Source organism: Trichocoleus sp. DQ-U1, assembly GCF_039961925.1.
Classification (GTDB): domain Bacteria; phylum Cyanobacteriota; class Cyanobacteriia; order Cyanobacteriales; family FACHB-T130; genus FACHB-T130.
The window spans coordinates 1-18,758 of sequence record NZ_JAMPKB010000058.1 but is presented as its reverse complement, the minus strand read 5'-3'; the positions used below and the strand labels follow the sequence as shown (position 1 = coordinate 18,758).

The 18,758-nt window shown below is 48.0% G+C and carries 15 protein-coding genes and 1 riboswitch; of the genes, 11 read left to right on the top strand and 4 right to left on the bottom strand.

The features are described 5' to 3' along the window. Window positions 1-207 precede the first annotated feature (207 nt). The 3 genes from NDI34_RS20605 to cobA all read left to right on the top strand — a co-directional run bounded on the left by NDI34_RS20605 (window position 208) and on the right by cobA (window position 2,809). Complete coding sequence (locus NDI34_RS20605; protein WP_190411815.1) at window positions 208-897, top strand: manganese catalase family protein; 690 nt, start codon at window positions 208-210, stop codon at window positions 895-897. 236 nt (window positions 898-1,133) lie between these two features. Continuing rightward, window positions 1,134-2,000, top strand: a complete 867-nt coding sequence (locus NDI34_RS20600; RefSeq protein ID WP_348233689.1) for a sirohydrochlorin chelatase — start codon at window positions 1,134-1,136, stop codon at window positions 1,998-2,000. Beyond that, entirely contained in the window at window positions 1,997-2,809 is an 813-nt protein-coding gene (cobA, locus tag NDI34_RS20595; RefSeq protein ID WP_348233676.1) for a uroporphyrinogen-III C-methyltransferase, read from the top strand. The genes NDI34_RS20600 and cobA overlap by 4 nt, the downstream gene beginning before the upstream one ends. A gap of 225 nt (window positions 2,810-3,034) precedes the next feature. Here cobA and prmA read toward each other — a convergent pair whose 3' ends face one another. Continuing rightward, complete coding sequence (gene prmA / locus NDI34_RS20590; protein ID WP_190684945.1) at window positions 3,035-3,925, bottom strand: 50S ribosomal protein L11 methyltransferase; 891 nt, start codon at window positions 3,923-3,925, stop codon at window positions 3,035-3,037. A gap of 245 nt (window positions 3,926-4,170) precedes the next feature. Next, a complete protein-coding gene (gene serA, locus NDI34_RS20585) occupies window positions 4,171-5,751 on the bottom strand; it encodes a phosphoglycerate dehydrogenase (protein WP_190427602.1) in 1,581 nt (526 codons plus the stop codon). Between the two features lie 86 nt (window positions 5,752-5,837). On the opposite strand from serA, the gene NDI34_RS20580 reads away from it, so the two are divergent. The 6 genes from NDI34_RS20580 to NDI34_RS20555 all read left to right on the top strand — a co-directional run bounded on the left by NDI34_RS20580 (window position 5,838) and on the right by NDI34_RS20555 (window position 10,544). Then, entirely contained in the window at window positions 5,838-6,173 is a 336-nt protein-coding gene (locus tag NDI34_RS20580; RefSeq protein ID WP_190427599.1) for a hypothetical protein, read from the top strand. A 74-nt stretch (window positions 6,174-6,247) separates the two neighbouring features. Next, window positions 6,248-6,763 carry a hypothetical protein gene (locus NDI34_RS20575; RefSeq protein WP_190411820.1) on the top strand — a complete coding sequence of 172 codons (516 nt, stop codon included), beginning with the start codon at window positions 6,248-6,250 and terminating at the stop codon, window positions 6,761-6,763. A gap of 124 nt (window positions 6,764-6,887) precedes the next feature. Further along, complete coding sequence (locus tag NDI34_RS20570; RefSeq protein WP_348233675.1) at window positions 6,888-7,901, top strand: ion channel; 1,014 nt, start codon at window positions 6,888-6,890, stop codon at window positions 7,899-7,901. Window positions 7,902-8,044: 143 nt separating this feature from the next. Next, window positions 8,045-8,824: a photosystem II S4 domain protein gene (locus tag NDI34_RS20565; protein WP_190536819.1), complete on the top strand. Its 780-nt coding sequence runs from the start codon at window positions 8,045-8,047 to the stop codon at window positions 8,822-8,824. 253 nt (window positions 8,825-9,077) lie between these two features. Then, window positions 9,078-10,217 (top strand): hypothetical protein, encoded by a 1,140-nt coding sequence (locus tag NDI34_RS20560; protein WP_348233674.1) that lies wholly within the window; start codon window positions 9,078-9,080, stop codon window positions 10,215-10,217. 141 nt (window positions 10,218-10,358) lie between these two features. Further along, a complete protein-coding gene (locus tag NDI34_RS20555; protein ID WP_190411824.1) occupies window positions 10,359-10,544 on the top strand; it encodes a PCP reductase family protein in 186 nt (61 codons plus the stop codon). A 134-nt stretch (window positions 10,545-10,678) separates the two neighbouring features. Here the strand turns inward: NDI34_RS20555 and NDI34_RS20550 are convergent, their stop codons facing one another. Together NDI34_RS20550 and NDI34_RS20545 are read right to left on the bottom strand one after the other, a co-directional pair. Next, entirely contained in the window at window positions 10,679-11,506 is an 828-nt protein-coding gene (locus NDI34_RS20550; protein WP_190529521.1) for an SWIM zinc finger family protein, read from the bottom strand. A 68-nt stretch (window positions 11,507-11,574) separates the two neighbouring features. Further along, window positions 11,575-14,766 (bottom strand): DEAD/DEAH box helicase, encoded by a 3,192-nt coding sequence (locus NDI34_RS20545; protein WP_348233673.1) that lies wholly within the window; start codon window positions 14,764-14,766, stop codon window positions 11,575-11,577. Between the two features lie 165 nt (window positions 14,767-14,931). Between NDI34_RS20545 and NDI34_RS20540 the strand changes: the two genes are divergently transcribed. Together NDI34_RS20540 and NDI34_RS20535 are read left to right on the top strand one after the other, a co-directional pair. After that, window positions 14,932-15,285, top strand: coding sequence for a hypothetical protein (locus NDI34_RS20540; RefSeq protein WP_348233672.1), 354 nt, complete (start codon window positions 14,932-14,934; stop codon window positions 15,283-15,285). 336 nt (window positions 15,286-15,621) lie between these two features. Beyond that, window positions 15,622-17,778, top strand: coding sequence for a polyribonucleotide nucleotidyltransferase (locus NDI34_RS20535; RefSeq protein ID WP_190431719.1), 2,157 nt, complete (start codon window positions 15,622-15,624; stop codon window positions 17,776-17,778). Window positions 17,779-18,415: 637 nt separating this feature from the next. Next, a riboswitch (cyclic di-AMP (ydaO/yuaA leader) is annotated at window positions 18,416-18,606 on the top strand. The last annotated feature ends 152 nt before the right edge of the window (window positions 18,607-18,758 follow it).

Sequence of the window (18,758 nt, the reverse complement as noted above, 5' to 3'; positions counted from 1 at the left end):
ATCTTGTTTTTTATGTCCTCCTCTGGTTATAGAAAAATCCATGAGCTAAGTCTACCCGATGAGGCAGGAATACCTTTGACAGCCGATCTAAAGTATGGGTATATACCTTGATTTGTGAAGGAAAAAGAATCGTTTTTTTTGAATTCCTTTACAAAAAATATTGGCAAGCACTCAACGATCCGGCAAATAGAGGAAAGGAATCCATTCATGTTTTTCCATAAAAAAGAACCCATTCATACTGTTAATATCACAGAGCCGAATCCACGTTATGCCCAGCTACTGCTAGAGCAGTTTGGGGGGGCAACGGGTGAATTAACAGCCGCTTTACAGTATTGGGTGCAGTCGTTTCATTGCGAAAATCCTGGTATTCGGGATATGCTCCAAGATATTGCAATCGAAGAGTTCAGCCACCTAGAAATGGTTGGCAAACTGATTGAATCACATACCAAGAATGTCGATCAAACAGAAGCGTACCGGAGTACGCTCTTTGCTGTACGCGGCATGGGACCACACTTTTTAGATAGCCAAGGAAGCGCTTGGACAGCGAACTATATCAATGAAGGTGGGGATGTTGTGCGCGATCTGCGGGCAGACATCGCCGCTGAGGCTGGGGCACGTCAAACCTATGAGGAGCTGATCAAAATGGCTCCAGATCAAGGTACAAAAGACACCTTGGTACATTTGTTGACTCGCGAAATTTCTCATACGAAGATGTTCATGAATGCACTTTCTTCGTTGGGCAAATTAACAGATCCTTTCTTTGGCAATATCCAGCCGGATGAAACGGTCAATCTTTACTTCAACTTGTCTACGAATGGTAAAGATGAGCGCGGGCCTTGGAACTCGGAACCGGATTTTCAGTATGTCGCCGATCCATCTGCTGAAGTTAAACAGTAAATCGTCAGCAGTAGAACTCAATTAAAAAAGATAGAGTCACGGGGAGGTGTAGCCCAGTGGCTCTATTTTTATGAATAAGTTATTAATAATATTAGAAATCCTCTAAGCCTTAGCGGTGCCCAAATGGGTAAACCACCGGGAGAAATTGTCAATTGGAAACGATTGATACAGAAATTGTTGCTGGAAACGATATCAAATTGAATAAAGAAACTGCTCAAAAGCCTGTAGTTACACACTTGCCCAAGTCATCTGCCTATCTACTGGTCTCTCACGGAAGCCGCGACCCTCGCCCTCAAGCCGCTGTAGAACAGCTGGCAGCCCTGATCTACGAGAAGGCACAAAGGTCAGAGATAGCCTGGGTGCAGGCATCTCAACCCGTTCGCCGCTTAGGTGCATCGCCCATGCTAGAGACGCGAAATTTTACGTCTTTACAAGAACCACTGGTGGGTACAGCAGTGCTAGAATTGGCAACCCAGCCGTTGCACGAGCAAATTCGGCAATTTGGCGTTCGCGTAGCGTCTGCGAAGCAGAATCGCGTGGCGTCTGTAAAGCAGAATCGCGCTGTTGCATCTGAGTACCAATCTGAGAGCCCCTGCATTCAGGTGATGCCGCTGTTTCTCCTGCCGGGAGTTCACGTCATGGAGGATATCCCAGAGGAAGTTGCGATCGCTCAAGTAGCGTTTGGCTCTAAATTCAAACTTGACATTCGTCCTCACTTAGGCACTCACCTTGGCTTGAGTCGTCTGTTAGCCAGTCAATTCGCTTCGATAACAGCAGACGCTCGGATTCTCCTAGCTCACGGAAGCCGCCGTGCTGGGGGAAATCAATCAGTAGAAACCATTGCACGGACTTTGGACGCGGTGCCTGCTTACTGGTCGGTGCCACCCAGCCTAGAGGACAGGGTGAAAGCGTTGGTTGAGGCGGGGAAGGAAAAAATCGCCATCCTGCCTTATTTTCTATTTGCTGGGGGAATTACGGATGCGATCGCTCAAACAGTTGAGCGATTATCCCAGCAGTTTCCATCGGCAAAACTCCAGATGGCTGAACCAATCGGCGCTAGCGCAGAATTAGCGGATTTAATTTGGGATTTGAGAAGTCAATGAACCTCACACTGCCAGAGAACACACAGGTAAACAGGAGAACGTGTTTGGGTAAAGTATATCTAGTGGGTGCAGGGCCAGGAGATCCTGGTTTATTAACCCTCAAAGGAAAAGGGCTGTTGGAGTGTGCCGATGTCGTAGTTTACGACGCTCTGGTGAGTCCCCAAATTTTGGCAATGATTAATCCCCAAGCCGAAAAAATTGACGCTGGAAAGCGGATGGGGCGTCATTCCCTGTTACAGGAAGAGACGACTCAACTGTTAATTGAAAAAGCCCAAACTGCGGCAATCGTGGTGCGCCTCAAAGGTGGCGATCCCTTTGTGTTTGGTCGAGGCGGCGAAGAGATGGAAGACTTGGTAAATGCGGGAGTGCCGGTGGAAGTAGTACCGGGAGTGACATCTGGGATTGCCGCACCCGCTTATGCGGGAATTCCTTTAACTCACCGCGCTTATAGCTCCTCGGTGACATTTGTTACTGGACACGAATCTGTCGGGAAGTATCGACCCACGGTGAACTGGCAAGCGATCGCCCACGGTTCTGAAACCATTGTCATCTACATGGGCGTTCACAACTTACCTTACATTACGGAACAACTTCAGACAGCAGGCTTAAGCCCAGAGACGCCAGTAGCGTTGGTGCGCTGGGGAACCCGACCGGAACAAGAAGAACTGATCGGCACCTTGGAGACGATTGTGGCGCAAGTCGAGGCGACTGGATTTACAGCACCCGCGATCGCCATTATTGGTGCTGTCGTGAATATGCACCAAATTCTGTCAGGATGTCGTCCACTCAGCTTGAAGATTGAGAGCTGAGGATTGAGGACTGAAGACTGAGGGCTGAGGACTGAGGACTGAGAACTGAGGGCTAAAATCTCAGTAAAAAGCTATAAAAAGCGATCGGTAGTTAATTGGTACGTCTGATTTAAGACCTTTCATACCTTACTCAGCCCGTGCTTCGCACTGCTTTGCTAACAGTCCTCAAACCTCAGTCCTCAGTCCTCAGCACTCAGTCCTCAGTCCTCAGCACTCAGTCCTAATTTATGAGCGTCGAATATTAAAGCAGCACCACTCTTGACGCCGCCAGAGGGTCGCAACAATCCAATCATGTTGCTCTAAAGTATCGGCAATGGGTTTGGCTTGTTCCAGCAAAACGCCGCTAATAATCCCCCAAGTGCTGGGTTTAGCCATCTCTGTCATCTGCGGGATCAAGTCGATAATCACCTCCGCCAGAATATTGCAAAGAATGCCATCGACCGGCTCATGTAACAATTGCATTAAGCGGTCGATACTGCCTTGCTCCACAATCAACCGATCGGGGCTAATTTTGTTGAGTTCTCGGTTGCTGTGAGTGGCTCGCACCGCCATCGGATCAAGATCTGCGGCATAAACTCTTTCCGCACCTAACAGCATCGCGGCAATTGAGAGAATGCCAGATCCACAACCAATATCTGCCACAACGATATCGGGAGTGCCCAAACCCAATCGCATTTCCAATGCTTCCAGACACAGCTGAGTCGTCTGATGGGTGCCGGTGCCAAAAGCGGCTCCGGGATCGAGGCGGAGCGTAAGCCGTTCCGTCTGCTCTGGAGGGGGCAACCAGGCAGGGTAGATTAATAAGCGATCGCCAACTTCTTGCGGTTGCCAGTATTGCTTCCAGCTACTCGCCCAATCTTCCTCATCAATTAAATGCCAATCCATCACCGGCATCGGCATTCCCACATTCAGCGCATCTTGACGCAGCCACAGAGACAGCGCCGCCAAATCTAATAACTGCGCTTGGAGTGCGGATAAATAACCACACACTAGGCGCGAGTGTCCTTTAACCTCAATGGATGTGCCGCGACAGCCAAATTTTTCCAGCCGCCAGAAAATTAAATCTTCTAAGGCTGGGTCGCAGAGAACTTGAATTTCCCACCAGGTGTTTGCCATACATCAGGGCTGAGGGCTGAGGACTAAGGACTGAGGTATGAGGACTGAGGACTGAGGACTGAGGGCTGAGGACTGTTAGCCCAGTGGTGCGAAGCACTGGCTGAGGACTGAGGAAGGTTAGAACGTAGAACTTAGCAATAGAGAGTCAAGAGAAACTAAAAAGAATTTACTCTTTGTGTATCTCTTTTCTTCATCCTCAGTCCTCATACCTCAGTCCTCAGTCCTACATCCTCCATCCTCAGCAGTTACAAAGTTACCGTATAGGCATCTCTAATGCCGGGAATCTTGAGAATCTCCGCCAAAATTCCCTCAGGTAGGGGATCGTCCAGGCTCAACACCATCACTGCATCACCGCGCACGATTTTACGACCCACCTGCATACTGGCAATATTGACATTAAAGCTGCCCAATAGGGAACCAATATTCCCGATAATTCCAGGCATATCGCGGTGCAGCGTAAACAGCATATTAGAAGTGGGGGGAACGTTGATGGGAAAATCATCAATGCTGGTGATCCGAATTTCGTTATCGCCCAATAAAGCACCAGTGACCGAGTGTTCTCCTAGGGAACCCTTTGCCGACAGTTGCAGCGAACCCGAATAATCTCGAATCGAGGCATCCCGCGTTTCGATCACGCGAATTCCCCGCTCCTTTGCCTCAATACTGGCATTCACGTAGTTCACTCGCTCTCTCAACGCTTGAGAGAGCAGCCCTTTCAGTGCTGCTACGATGAGAGGCTGACTTTGATTAGTTGCCAATTCTCCCTGCAAGCTGATATTCAACAACTCAATCCGTCCTCCAGCCAGTTGCCCAACTAGATGACCCAGAGTTTCCGCCAATAGGAGATAAGGTCTGAGTTTTTCCAATACGTCAGGCCGCAACCCAGGAATATTCACGGCTGAACGCGCTGGTAGGCCCAGCAGAACGTCCCGAATCTGCTCGGCAACATCGATGGCAACATTTACCTGCGCTTCTGCTGTAGAAGCTCCCAGGTGGGGAGTGAGGATAAGATTTTTCCCCAGCGATCGCAACTCCGACTCGCCAAGCGGTTCTGTCTCAAAAACGTCCAACGCGGCCCCAGCAATTTTGCCAGCTTTTAACGCCTCCGCCAAGGCTGCCTCATCAATAATGCCACCACGGGCACAATTGATAATCCGAGTCGTGGGTTTCATTTTAGCGATCGCCTCGGCGTTAATCAGATGAGTCGTTTCTGGAGTTTTGGGGATGTGCAGGGTAATGTAATCGGATTCCTGAAACAGCATATCCAGATCGACTAGACGACAACCCAGTTCATCTGCCCGTTCTACCGAGATGAAGGGATCGTAAGCTAGCAGTTTCATCCCCATCGCTTTCGCAACGCTGGCGACATGGGAACCAATTTTCCCTAAACCGACAACTCCCAGCGTTTTCTTGTAAACTTCTGCCCCGATAAAACTCTTGCGATCCCACTGACTGCCTTTCACCGACTGATTGGCTTCGGGGATATAACGGGAGAGCGATAGCATCATTGCCAAAGCGTGTTCTGCCGCTGCAATGGTGTTACCTTCGGGGGAATTGACGACGACAATTCCTTGTCGGGTGGCGGCTGGAACATCGACATTATCGACGCCAACTCCAGCACGACCAATAATTTTTAGCTGGGTGCCCGCTTCGATAATTTCTTTGGTGACATGGGTTCCAGAACGAATCATCAGAGCGTCATACTCTGGCATAATTCGCACCAGTTCTTCTGGAGAAAGACCTGTTTTAATGTCAACTTGGGCAACTTGGGAGAGGATATCTATTCCAACTTGGTCTATGGGATCGGAAACAAGAACCTTGGACATGATGGGCAGGTGAGTCTAAATAAAAATTCCATTACGACACGCACGCACGACCCCTAAAAGGTCAAAACCGCAAGTCGCGCGTTGCGTTGCATCCACTTCGCCAGGATAGCTCCCTTGCGTTACGCGATCGCGTGCCGGTAAAACCTTGGGAGCAAGCTTGCCTGATGGGAGCTGGCTTAGACATCGCGTCTAATCACTCTCCACCACGAACAATACAGGCAGAAGGTCATTTTAACTGTATCAGGTGTCTTTGTACGGCTGGTTGGCTGAAAGTTTTTAACTTTCATTCGCGTGGGCGAAGTGCTTCTTGCCGATGGCGGAAGGAAACAAAACACAGCCAAAGATATCAGCTACCCATCGCACAAATGCGATCGCTTTCGCATATACCGCTCCTAGCGACTTCTCGCGCAAGTGCATCCTAATTACGGTAGAAGATTTGCTGTCCCTTGCACTGCTAGGCTTTAACTAAGGCTATCTCAGCATTTTACGAATCACCATGAATTATCTCGTTGCCGTACTGGCAGACCGCATCCAGGCAGAAGCCGCCTATTCCGCTTTAGAGAAAGAAGGCTTACCGATGAATAAAGTTAGTATCCTAGGCAGAGGATACAAAAGCGCGGATGAATTTGGCTTAATTGACCCCAACGAGCAAGCTAAAAAGCAATCAAAGCTGATGGCTTATTGGCTCATCCCCTTTGGATTTTTCGCTGGAATAGCTTTCAATATCACCACGGGTTTAGACACCTTTGCCTGGGCGGGTCCAATCGGCAATTACCTGATTGCTGGACTTTTAGGTGCCGCCTCCGGTGCGATGGGTAGCGTGTTTGTGGGGGGAGGAGTAGGCTTGGCGCTGGGAAGTGGTGATGCCTTGCCTTACCGCAACCGCCTCAATGCCGGTAAGTATCTGATTGTCGTCAAAGCTTCCGAAACGATCATCCGCCAAGCGACTCGGATTCTCCGTCAGTTTGAACCCGAAAATATCCAAGGCTACGTTGACTCAGAGGGAGTCTAGAAAATAAGCACCTTCCAACCTTTCGAGCTGGCTGGGTCTTCCATCCACGGGCAGAGGATGTAACAAACACAACATTGTTACTTTAACTACCAGCCTGAGCGCAAGTCACTGGAAGGGGGTTTAGATGCAAATATTGCCAACTTGTTTGGGAGTTGCGCTCGTCGGCTCGATCGTAGTTGATGTGCTTTGGACAACGATCGCCGTCGGCGGCGGTGGGGGGCCGATTACATCTAGATTGTCCAATTGCTTGTGGAGATTGCTTCTCCATCGACATCGCTCCTCTCCCTCTCATCAGATGCTTTCCGTTGCAGGCTACAGCACCATTGGCATTTCTACGCTGCTGTGGATTTTGGCTACTTGGGCAGGATGGGTCTTAATTTTTAGCGCCAGCGATCGCTCTTTGGTTTCTGCGGATACAAAGCAGCCTGCTGACATCTGGGAGAAAATTTACTTTACAGGTTATACGTTAGTTACCCTCAGTCTCGGAGACTACCAACCCCAAGGAAAAATTTGGCAACTGGCGACAGCCGCAGCAGCAGCGAATGGGTTTTTCCTGATTACTCTGTCGATTACCTATCTGCTTTCTGTGGTGTCAGCCGGGACTCAGAAGCGACAGTTGGCAACCTACATTTCCTGTCTTGGCTATACTCCTACCGAAATCGTAACTAAAGCTTGGAATGGCAAAGATTTTGGGATGCTGTCTCAGCACTTAGTAGCGATCGCGCCCATGCTAGCCTTATACGCGCAAAGTCATTTCGCTTATCCGGTACTTCATTACTTTCATAGCACCAAGCGGGAGACAGCGGCGGAAGTTAACATAGCTGTCTTGGACGAGGCGCTGACCTTGCTCGAATCTGGAATTAAGCCGGAACATCGACCCGATGCGGTGGCGCTATACCCAGTGCGGCAAACCCTGTCAGTCTTTCTAGAAACCCTGACTTCTGCTTACATTAAGCCAGCCTCAGACGTGCCACCCCTGGCAGTTCTCGATGAGTTACGTGCGAATGGAATTCCCACTGTTAGCGATGAAGCCTTTGCATTAGAAGTCAGCAACTTGACGAGACGACGACGTTTGCTTCTCGCCTTAGTGAGAAACGACGGGTGGTCGTGGAAGGAGGTCGGGAATCGGTTTGGGTAAAGGGGAATGATTCAGTTTAACCAAGCGCGAGGAGCCGCTAAAAGCAGCATCCGCGAAAGCGATCGCACTCATCGCATTGTCCGTCAGGTTCCGCTCCCAACGATAGAATCAAGAAAGTTTCACCTCAATCTAGCGTCTGCTGTATGTTGCCAAGGGAAGAACTCCTCAAAGGAGTCGAAAATCGAGAGACTGTCGCTCGTGTTATCGATCTAGCGGATCAAGCGATTAAGACGTGGGAAGTAGTCTTTACGGATTTTCTGTCTCCTCCAGAACTCGCTGAAATCCAGCAAGCGTTTAATCGGTTAACAGAAGTCCAACTGGTTGCTTGGGGAGGTTATCCGCAAGCTGAACGACAGCGGATTGCGATCGCGCGTGCAGAATTGCCCCTCGATTCGTCCCAAGTCTCTATTGCTGCTATCGATATTTCCGGGAATTTTTTGTTTGACCAAGCCACCCACCGAGACTTCCTCGGCGCGATGTTGGGGTGTGGGATCGTGCGAGAAAAGACTGGCGATGTAATTGTGCTGGGAGAGCAAGGAGCGCAGGCGATTGTTGTTCCAGAAATGGTGGAGTTTTTGGGAATGCATCTCAATCAGGTGCGTTCTGTCCCGGTAAAAACTCGGCAAATTGAGTTAAGCGAGTTAAAAATTCGAGAACCGAAAAAGAAAGAATTGACGACGGTTGAGGCTTCTTTGAGGTTGGATGCGATCGCTTCCGCTGGTTTTGGGATGTCTCGCAGCAAAATGGTTGATTTTATTGACGGCGGTGATGTGCGATTGAACTGGAAAGAAGTCACTCAGCCAAGTCATCTTCTGAAGTCTGGAGACTTAATTGCGATTCGCGGCAAAGGACGGTTAGAGGTTGGGGAAATTGCTGTCACCAAAAAGGAACGCTACCGCGTGCAACTCACAAGATTTATGTAAAAATTTCAATCTTGAATCTTCAACCCTAAGAATTAGATTTGCGATAGGCAAGAGATTAGTTGAACGAAGAGTGTTTTACTGTCTATAGCAATCCTATTTGAGTGGTGAGATGCTAGCGGTTCAGATCCCCGACTTCTTGGAGAAGTCGGGGATCTCGTCTTCACGAATCATTTAAGGTCGCTGATATGATTGCCATCTGAGTGATTTTCCAGTCAGTTGCGGGAACACTAACATGAGTTGCTGGGTGTAGCTTATGTCCCGTCTCAACAATCGCGCCTTTCAAATCCTCCGTGCAGAAGTGAAAAACTGTGCTGGTAATGACGCTTTGAGCCAAATGGAGCAGCGGATTGTACTGGAGGAATTAGAAAAACTGCGATCGCAACTAGGCTCACCTGCTTCCTTAGAAGAACTGCGGAAAATCGTCATTTCCACCTATGCAAACTTCAACCAGAAAGCATTACTAGCAGCAGCAAAAGCCAACCGTCCCCTGGGAATATTCGGCACAATCAAATTAGCTGGCTGTGCGGTAGCTGCGGGGGCTGTGTTGCTAGTTGGGGGAACGGGGACGCTTGTTTTGGCAATTTTGCTATCTCCCACAACTCATCAGTCAGCGGGACAAAATGCTTCTATGAGGACAGAGGATCGCTATCAGGAAGCGATCGCATCTTTAGAGCAAGCAGAAGAATTAATTAACCAAGCCAAGACCGCAGCAAATTTGGCATTGGGTGAAAATAAATTAAGTGAAGCCAAAACACATATCGATTATCTACCTGTTTCAGATACAGTTTCTTCACGGCGCTACTCTTACAACCGCAAGGGTCGGCGCTATGTTAGCGGGTACAATACGCAGACAATCCCTAATCAACAAACTGCCAATATTCGCAACAGATTTGAGCAAATCAAGTCCCAACTTTCTCAACAACAGCAGATTTTGGGGCGCACTAATACTTTAATTCAAACCGCTAAACAATATGCTTTTGCTGCTGCTAAAACTGGGCAAAATCCACCCCATACTGCACAGCGGTGGCAACAAATTGAAAATTTGTGGTACAAGGCGATTGCCCAACTGCAAAACGTTCGCCTGGAAGACGTTGACTATGTGGAAGCGCAAAAGCTACTGGTAACGTACCAAATGAATTTAGACACTGTGCAAATTCGATTAAAAACAGAACGTGAGTCTCACGAAGCCTTCAATGATGCTCAACAACAAATCAACGCTTTGCTTGCGTCGATACCCAAGGATAGTTCCCAAGTAGATCGCAACCAGATAGTCAGCCAGATGCAAAAAATCATCCATCGGTTGAAAATGGTCAAACCAGGAACAAGCGACTATCGAGAAACCCAACAACTGCTGCAATCGGCACAGAAAAAACTAAAAGCTGCTCAGCCATAGAATTGATTCTCCTAAGGCTGGTGTGTCATGGCGCGAGGAGCCGCTAGGAGAGGCATACGCGAAAGCGATCGCAACTTGATAAAATGCGATTAAGTTTACCAGCTAAAAGCCGAACGGCTGATAGCTAAGGGCTGGTGTGCCATGCGCGATTCTGATTTTACAGATGTTTTACAGTGGACGCCGGAAGCAAAGGCAAAGCTGAAAAATATTCCTTTTTTTGTTCGTTCCCAAGCGCGTCAGCGAATTGAGCAAATCGCTCGTGCAGGGGGTTTGGAAGTTGTTACGGGTGAGTTAGTTGAACAGGCGCGGCTAGAATTTGGGCAGTGAGCGATCTCCCTACAATACTTCTCGGAGCATACAAACCTCATCCTCATGTGCCATTTCCGGACTAGAGAATGGGAAATTTATAGCTCATCCTGGGGTAAGGGAGAAGTTAACTAAGAAGTATGCGATCGTAGTCTTCAACTCTCTTCTAAATTCATCGCCGCTAGAAAAGCTTGCTGACTGACTGTTTGATAAACAGTATCTAAATATTGCATCACCGGCTGACTAGAACCGGATGCGAGGGTAATCGATCCGAGTACATTTAATACAGTGTCACCAGTCGGTGCAATTACGACCAGTGAAGAATCTAGCGGTTCGTCGTATTGCCAGAATTCCTCAACTTTAAGAGGAGTTGCTGGTAAGGATGAAGTATCCTCGCCCGATGGCTGGGATGTCTCAGCCGTGGTAATTTCATTCTCAGAATTTTGCTCGCTACCGCGTCTTAGCTTGCGTAAGGTATCGAGGATTTGTTCTTTGGGGCGTCCCCGCAACTGGAAGATGACGAAAGGATCTTCACTGAAGCGATCGCCTAACTGATAATAAACTGCACCAATGTGTTTGCAGGGAATTTCTTTATCCGGGCAACTGCACCGTGCATGGATATCAGACAAAGTAAAGGGAAATATACTCAAACCATTGGCGGTAAACACTTCTTGAATGTTGGGCGGCATTTCTCCCGCCAATAGTTGGGCAGAAAAAATCGCCCGTTGAGACATGGTTTCAATCACATAATCCCACTGTTCATCTGTAAAAGGGTCTAGGGATAGGGAAACTTGATAGGGTTCCGGTGCCGTACCTTGCACTTTTGCTAACACCTTTGGACCTTTAAATTCAATGCCGAGAACATTTCCCTGCATTGCATAATTTCGTGCCCTTTCCAATCGCTTTTTGAAGCGGGACTTCTCTAATAGATCAATCCATTCTTGTACCCACCATTCACGGCTTTGAATTTCGTAATTGTTCATACTATGGCTTATTTGTTATTCGTCATTACTTTAGAAATCCAACTAACGAGTGATGACTCTGAACTGGCTCATTCATCATCAATTACAGCAGTCCGATCCAGCAGTAATAAATTGCGGAGTTGGTCAGTATTCAGTTCCGTAATCCACTGTTCACCGGCACCCACCACTTGCTCTGCCAATGCTTTTTTACTTTCAATCATTTCATTAATTCTTTCTTCGAGGGTGCCGGTACAGGTGAATTTATGTACCTGTACATTCCGGGTTTGACCAATCCGAAATACCCGATCCGTTGCCTGATTTTCAACTGCTGGGTTCCACCAACGGTCGAAATGAAAGACATGATTCGCACGTGTTAAATTGAGACCCGTTCCACCAGCTTTTAAAGAAAGAATAAAAATTCGGGGGCCTTCTGGGTCATTTTGGAATCGGTCAATCATTTCCTCCCGTTGTTGTTTGCGGGTGCCTCCATATAAAAATAGGGTTTCCCCACCTAGATGTTTCTCTAAATAGGGTTGAAGAAGTTTTCCCCACTCAGCAAATTGAGTAAAAATCAAAGCGCGATCGCCTTCTAATAAAGCTTCCTCCAACATCTCTTGCAAACGCTGAAGTTTGCCCGAGCGGCGCTGTGCTACCAGTTCTTTTTCCTTTAAAAACTGGGCGGGATGGTTACAGATTTGCTTTAATTTTATCAACAGAGCTAAAATGATTCCCTTTCGTTGCACACCTTCGCTGGCTTCAATTTCAACTAACGATTCTTCCACCAATTTTTGATAGAGTGCAGCTTGTTCGGCAGAGAGTCCGCAGAATACAGTCATTTCCTGCTTTTCAGGCAAATCTTGAATGATATTGCGATCGCTTTTCAGGCGTCGCAGGATAAAAGGACTCACCAGCGATCGCAATGTCTGCAACGAAGCCATATCTCCATATTTTTCAATCGGCAAGGCAAACCGGCGTTGAAAGAAATCCCGCGTTCCCAAATACCCCGGATTCAGGAAATCTAAAATTGACCACAATTCTGCCAAGCGATTTTCCACTGGAGTTCCGGTTAACGCAATCCGAAAACCTGCTTGTAACTGACGCACTGCTTGCGATTGCTTCGCCTGGGGATTCTTAATATTTTGAGCTTCATCCAGCACCACACCCCGCCAAGAAACACTTTGAAGGTCTTTGGCATCCCGAAACGCCAGTGAATAACTGGTAATGACCAAGTCTTTGCCCTTAACGGCTTTTGCCAGCGCTTTCCCTTTCGGTCGTTTATCCCCGTGATGGACGACAACTTTCAGCGTGGGGCCAAATTTCTTAACTTCTCGTTCCCAGTTCCCCAAAACTGAAGTCGGGCAAACTAATAGCGTCGGTGCTTCTAATTTCTCTCCTTCTTGTAAATTCAGCAGAAAGGCGATGCATTGAATTGTTTTTCCCAATCCCATATCGTCTGCGAGGCAAGCTCCCAAACCCCAGCGTTCGAGGAAGGAGAGCCAGCCAACGCCCCGCGCTTGATAAGGTCGCAACTGCCCCTGGAAATTGGCAGGAGGCGCGATCGCTTCCACCGCCTGATTATTGGTTAAAGTCGTTAGCAACTGCTGAAGCGGCCCTGCTGCCTCAAAGCTAACTACCGGGAGTTTTTCGATTACCTTGGTATCGCCGGTACTCAGTCGCAGAGCATCTTCTAAGGAAAGCGCCATCTGGTCTTTGGGCGTTGCTAGCAGCAACTGAGCGGCTTTCACATCGGAGGGTTGCAGGGCAATCCACTCCCCATTCACTTGCACCAGCGGACTTTGCAGAGCGATTAGACGGTCAAATTCTTGTTTAGAAATCGTGCGATCGCCAATTGCTAATTCCCACTCAAAAGACAGCCAGCTTTGCAATCCCGACTGACCTTTGCCCGGTGTGGTGCTAGAGCGAATTTTCAGCCCCAAATGCCTATTTTCTCCCTCCGCAGGCATCAGACTGGACGGCATCACGACTCCCAATCCACTGTCTTTCAGTCGCCATGCACCCGCCTTGATAAATTCGTACACCTGTACGGGTGTCAAGCGACAAAACTGCGGGCGACGGTCATGCAAGCTGGCTTCAATGGGCGGATAAAGTCGGGCAGCCAGACCTAAGCCGCTTAGAAAAGTCTCCTGATGATGCTCAATCGTGCGACCTTTGAAGACCAAACGCTCTAAGGGATGGTTCCAGATAGTTTCTGCATTCACCAAAAATTCTGGGTCGCCCGTTGCCTGGAGAAAGTATTCTAAACTCCAATTCTCATCACCTGTATCAGGTGGTTGGAGAAGGAAACAGGTGCGAAATCGGTTTTGTTGGTATTGGCGGGTTCTCAATTCCCCGCTAGCGAACACCGGGGCGAGTAAATGATCTCGTACTGGCGATGTCCAAGTCTGAAAGGCTGCTTCCAAGCGTCCAATTGCCGCCGGTTCTGTTTTGAGGGTATTGGATGCGGTAGAAAGGGCTTGCAACCACTCCTGCACTATCGGTTCTACTGCGGGTAAGGCAGAATTCCCAGCACTCGAACGCACTTGTGCGTCGATCGCACTGCCTAAGAATCCTAAGAGTAATTCCTTGGGTTCTTCTGGTTCTAGTTGTTCTTTAGGTTTTTCTTTCCCACTAACCTCCGAGTGTTGATAAGTGCGGCAGGCAGAGGGCATGAGCTGGGTAAACTTTTCCAAACGCGCTTGATCTAACCCACTATCAAGTAGAGGTTGCCAAGCGGCGACGACAGTACCATCCAACTGCCGATGTAGGGTTGGTAAAAACTTAGATCGCACCAGAAGATCCAAGATCCATCGGCTAACCTGTGCCCAAAAGCGTAAATCTCCCCCTACATAAGCATCAGATGTTTTAAAAGAACCAAGGGGCAGCGCTTGCAAAAATTGTATTGCTTCGAGAGGATCGAGACACAGCCCTTCAACTTGCCAGAGGTGTAAGGATAAGGTTGAAGCATCCGCACCGTCTGAAAGCATTTTGGTGGATAGCAGTGGGCAAACTGGATCTCCTGCCTCTATTTGGGTGGGCAAAGCGATCGCTTTCTTGTGCCATTTCTCGTTAGCCTGACTTCTCGAATGGCTGCGCGATTCTCCAAGGAGACTACGCGATCGCAAAAAAGCGATTAATTCTACCTGCGTCATCGCCATCGGATGGGATGCCACTGTATCGGGTTGAGAAGACATCGCAGGCGTCATGGGTCGCCAAATTTCTCCCCAAACAAATAGATAACCACCCTGAGGTTGAACGAGCCAACTACCGTGTAAAATTGCCATATTTAAAAGCTTTTTTTGTGAGAATTAACTCAATTTATTAACGTTTATTAGAGCAGAAATTAGCAATTAGATAATTCGATGCTTTTTCCTTAGCTAAATTAAAGGCATCACTTTTTACAAGTTTTACTTAAAAATTAAAATTTATTTACTTTTTTAACGACCTTCTTGCCAAATGGGATTAAAGCCGAACTCGACCAGATGTTTCCTTCTGAGCAAGATGCAGTCAGAGAATTACTGAATCTGATTATTATTGAGGGTCAAACTTATCGCAAAAGTAAACCTCTATCCAAAGTAGAATTTGCTGCCTACTGGATGATCCACGATGCTTTTGTTGCCACCGACAACCACACTAAATCCACCAACGCCGATGAAAATCTTGGGAGCTTTACTATCTCAAGCCCAACTTTCCCGGACGGTGCAGCTGCATCTGCAATGCTGGATTTATTGTACAACCTGCTTGAGCGGGGTCAAGGCATGAGTAGGTTGATGGAGATCAATGCTAGAAATAGCTGCCGTTAAGGGTTACACGGCGATGATGTTCAATTTTGTCTTGGCAATTAACACGCCTTCTATCCGATTGTGACAATCTTTAATATTTGAGAGAATCGGGCGGATTCTGAGCGCTGCACATTTATTTGATGGACTACCTCAGGGACGAGTAGGAGACGTCCTAAAGATGTACCGCTCTTTGCGCTAATTTATCAGCCGTCAGTTGTTATCGTCGATCCTCTGCGCCCTTACTCCTCTGTCCGTCCTCGTCTCCGGAATGCCGTCATCTACACTAAAGGCACCACCAGTACCTAAGTGCTACGATTGCGAAAGATAAAGAAAAATGATAGAAGGACAAAGTACCGCATGGTAGAGCTAGACAAGTCAATATCCTTTGATGGACGGGATATTCGACTGAAGGTGGGTTTGCTTGCCCCTCAAGCTGGGGGTTCAGTTTTAATTCAGTCAGGAGACACCGCAGTTTTAGTCACGGCGACTCGCTCCGGAGGCCGAGAAGGCATTGATTTCCTGCCGTTAATGGTAGATTACGAAGAAAGGCTTTATGCAGCCGGTCGGATTCCCGGTGGTTTCTTGCGACGAGAAGGGCGTCCCCCCGAAAAAGTAACGCTCACGGGTCGTTTGATCGACCGTCCCCTGCGTCCATTATTTCCTTCCTGGCTGAGAGATGACATTCAGGTAGTAGCAACCACGCTGTCGATGGATGAGCAGGTACCGCCGGATGTTCTGGCGGTAACAGGTGCTTCAATTGCGGTGCTTTTAGCACAGATTCCCTTCCAAGGACCGATGGCAGCGGTGCGGGTTGGTTTGGTGGGGGATGATTTTATTATCAATCCTACCTACGCCGAGATTGAGGCGGGGGATTTGGATCTGGTGGTGGCAGGCTCTCCAGATGGCGTGATTATGGTCGAAGCTGGAGCGAATCAGCTGCCAGAACAGGATGTCATTGAGGCGATTGATTTCGGCTATGAGGCGGTGCGCGACTTGATTGAGGCGCAGCGAGAACTCATGGCAGCACTGGGGATTGAATTGGTTCAAGAAATCCAGCCGGAAGTCGATTCGACCCTAGAGAATTTTATTCGCGATCGCGCGACTGCCCAAATCAAAGAAGTCCTCTCCAAATTTGAACTGGACAAAAATAGCCGCGATGCTCTTTTAGATCAGATCAAAGAGACACAAATCCTGGCAGCGATCGCAGAATTAGCCGAAGACGACCCCATCCGAGTGGCTTCTGCGGCTAACTCTAAAGCAGTGAGTAACGTCTTTAAAGACATCACCAAGAAGCTGATGCGCCGTCAGATTGTCGAAGACAGCGTCCGGGTAGATGGTCGCAAGCTTGATGAAGTGCGCCCTGTCTCTTGTCGCGTGGGTCTGTTGCCCAATCGGGTTCATGGTAGCGGTTTGTTTAACCGAGGACTGACCCAGGTGTTATCTGTTTGTACTCTCGGCACCCCAGGCGATGCTCAGGATCTCGCAGATGACCTGCATCCAGAAGATGAAAAGCGCTATTTACATCACTATAATTTTCCGCCCTTTTCTGTTGGGGAAACCAAGCCGATGCGGGCACCCGGTCGTCGGGAAATTGGTCACGGGGCACTAGCCGCACGGGCAATAGTGCCAGTGTTACCGCCGAAGGAAGACTTCCCCTACGTGATTCGGGTGGTGTCTGAAGTTCTTTCTTCTAATGGTTCCACATCGATGGGTTCGGTGTGTGGTTCCACCCTGGCTTTGATGGATGCTGGCGTGCCCATTGCGAAGCCGGTGAGTGGCGCAGCAATGGGACTGATTAAAGAAGGCGAGGAAGTTCGCATTCTGACTGATATTCAGGGCATTGAAGATTTCTTAGGTGACATGGACTTTAAGGTGGCAGGTACCGATACTGGTATCACTGCCTTGCAAATGGACATGAAGATCAGCGGACTGCCTCTGGATATCATTGCCAAAGCCGTCGAGCAAGCAAAGGGCGCTAGGCTGCACATTTTAGAGAAAATGCTGGCAACCATTGATCAGCCCCGCACCGAGATGTCACCTTATGCACCTCGCTTGCTAACGCTCAAGATTGAGCCAGAACTCATTGGCATGGTCATCGGACCTGGAGGCAAGATGATTAAGAGCATCACTGAAGAAACGGGTGCCAAAATCGACATTGAGGATGATGGCACGATCACGATTTCAGCAGTAGATGGCGAGAAGGCGAAGAAAGCCCGCAACATCATCCAAGGGATGACGCGGAGGCTGAATGAGGGTGATGTATACGCTGGTCGCGTAACCCGGATTATTCCAATTGGGGCGTTTGTGGAAGTGCTTCCCGGAAAAGAAGGGATGATCCACATTTCTCAACTTGCTGATTACCGAGTCGGTCGCGTCGAAGATGAAGTGGCTGTCGGGGATGAAGTCATTGTCAAGGTACGGGAAATTGATAGCAAAGGTCGGATTAATCTGACGCGCTTGGGGATTCACCCAGATGAAGCGGCAGCTGCTCGTGAAGCGGCAGCAAGTCGCTAAAAAAAGCAATTAGCGATTAGCTGTTAGCGATTGGGAACTGAAATTGCTAACAGCTAATCGCTGAACCGAGCTTTTTTCCTCAACAACTACTATTCCATTCGGTTATTAAATCTAATCTAATTATCCCGTAGCTATAGCAATCCTATTTGAGTTGCAAGCTAGGAGTTCAGATTCCTGACTTCTTCGATAAGTCGAATATCTCGCGTTTGAAAATGATTTAGCACCGAGCTATAAAAACTATAATTAGATGAATCATAGCAACAGTAAAGAGTTGTTTCTAGTAGTCTTTAACTCTTAGTTATGAGTTGGTTGATATTGAACGAATGACTGAAGGTTAAAGATGTAGAAAGCTTTTATTAATAACGAGTTGCATTTCTTGTCGTGTAGGTTAATGCCGTGCGCGAACGTTCGCTAACAAAAGTTAGCTGATGGTTTTTTTACTTAGCCCAATGTACTCTATCGACCCCATCCGCCCACATCAAATGCTTGACTCGTAAGTCTGACGATTGGAGGGTAAGTATAGATATCATTATCGTATATTAAAAAACATCTATCTTAAGGTAGGTTGACGATTTTTAAATTGTAGTGTTAAGGTTGCAGTCAGTCTACATAAGTCAGCCTAATCCAGTATCTCACTTTAAAAAACGTACCTTATCTAATTAAGGTGAAGCTGGAGCGGAGGAACCAAATTTTGGGGCTTATCGATGAGAGATTAAAAATTAAAAATAGTAATCCTAATTTTTAATTTTGCATTCTTAATTTCTCAGAGAGGGACATCTCTCAGTCCTCGCCCGTCAGCTAACTCCGTCGGCATTGAGAGGAGACTGAAGAGTCAGCAATTTTGTAGAATTTGCGCGATCTCATCAGTAGACCTCTTGCAAAAGTCGTCGCTGGGGTAATATGGGGTCTAAAATTAGACGATTGCTAGCTGCCAGTCATAAGTTTTACTCATCTTACCTTTGACTGAGCCGAAGTTCATA

Coding starts and splice junctions, on each gene's coding strand:
- NDI34_RS20605 (WP_190411815.1), top strand. CDS start 208: ATGTTTTTCCATAAAAAAGAACCCATTCATACTGTTAATATCACAGAG.
- cobA (WP_348233676.1), top strand. CDS start 1,997: ATGAACCTCACACTGCCAGAGAACACACAGGTAAACAGGAGAACGTGT.
- prmA (WP_190684945.1), bottom strand. CDS start 3,925: ATGGCAAACACCTGGTGGGAAATTCAAGTTCTCTGCGACCCAGCCTTA.
- serA (WP_190427602.1), bottom strand. CDS start 5,751: ATGTCCAAGGTTCTTGTTTCCGATCCCATAGACCAAGTTGGAATAGAT.
- NDI34_RS20575 (WP_190411820.1), top strand. CDS start 6,248: ATGAATTATCTCGTTGCCGTACTGGCAGACCGCATCCAGGCAGAAGCC.
- NDI34_RS20570 (WP_348233675.1), top strand. CDS start 6,888: ATGCAAATATTGCCAACTTGTTTGGGAGTTGCGCTCGTCGGCTCGATC.
- NDI34_RS20565 (WP_190536819.1), top strand. CDS start 8,045: ATGTTGCCAAGGGAAGAACTCCTCAAAGGAGTCGAAAATCGAGAGACT.
- NDI34_RS20560 (WP_348233674.1), top strand. CDS start 9,078: ATGTCCCGTCTCAACAATCGCGCCTTTCAAATCCTCCGTGCAGAAGTG.
- NDI34_RS20555 (WP_190411824.1), top strand. CDS start 10,359: ATGCGCGATTCTGATTTTACAGATGTTTTACAGTGGACGCCGGAAGCA.
- NDI34_RS20550 (WP_190529521.1), bottom strand. CDS start 11,506: ATGAACAATTACGAAATTCAAAGCCGTGAATGGTGGGTACAAGAATGG.
- NDI34_RS20545 (WP_348233673.1), bottom strand. CDS start 14,766: ATGGCAATTTTACACGGTAGTTGGCTCGTTCAACCTCAGGGTGGTTAT.
- NDI34_RS20535 (WP_190431719.1), top strand. CDS start 15,622: ATGGTAGAGCTAGACAAGTCAATATCCTTTGATGGACGGGATATTCGA.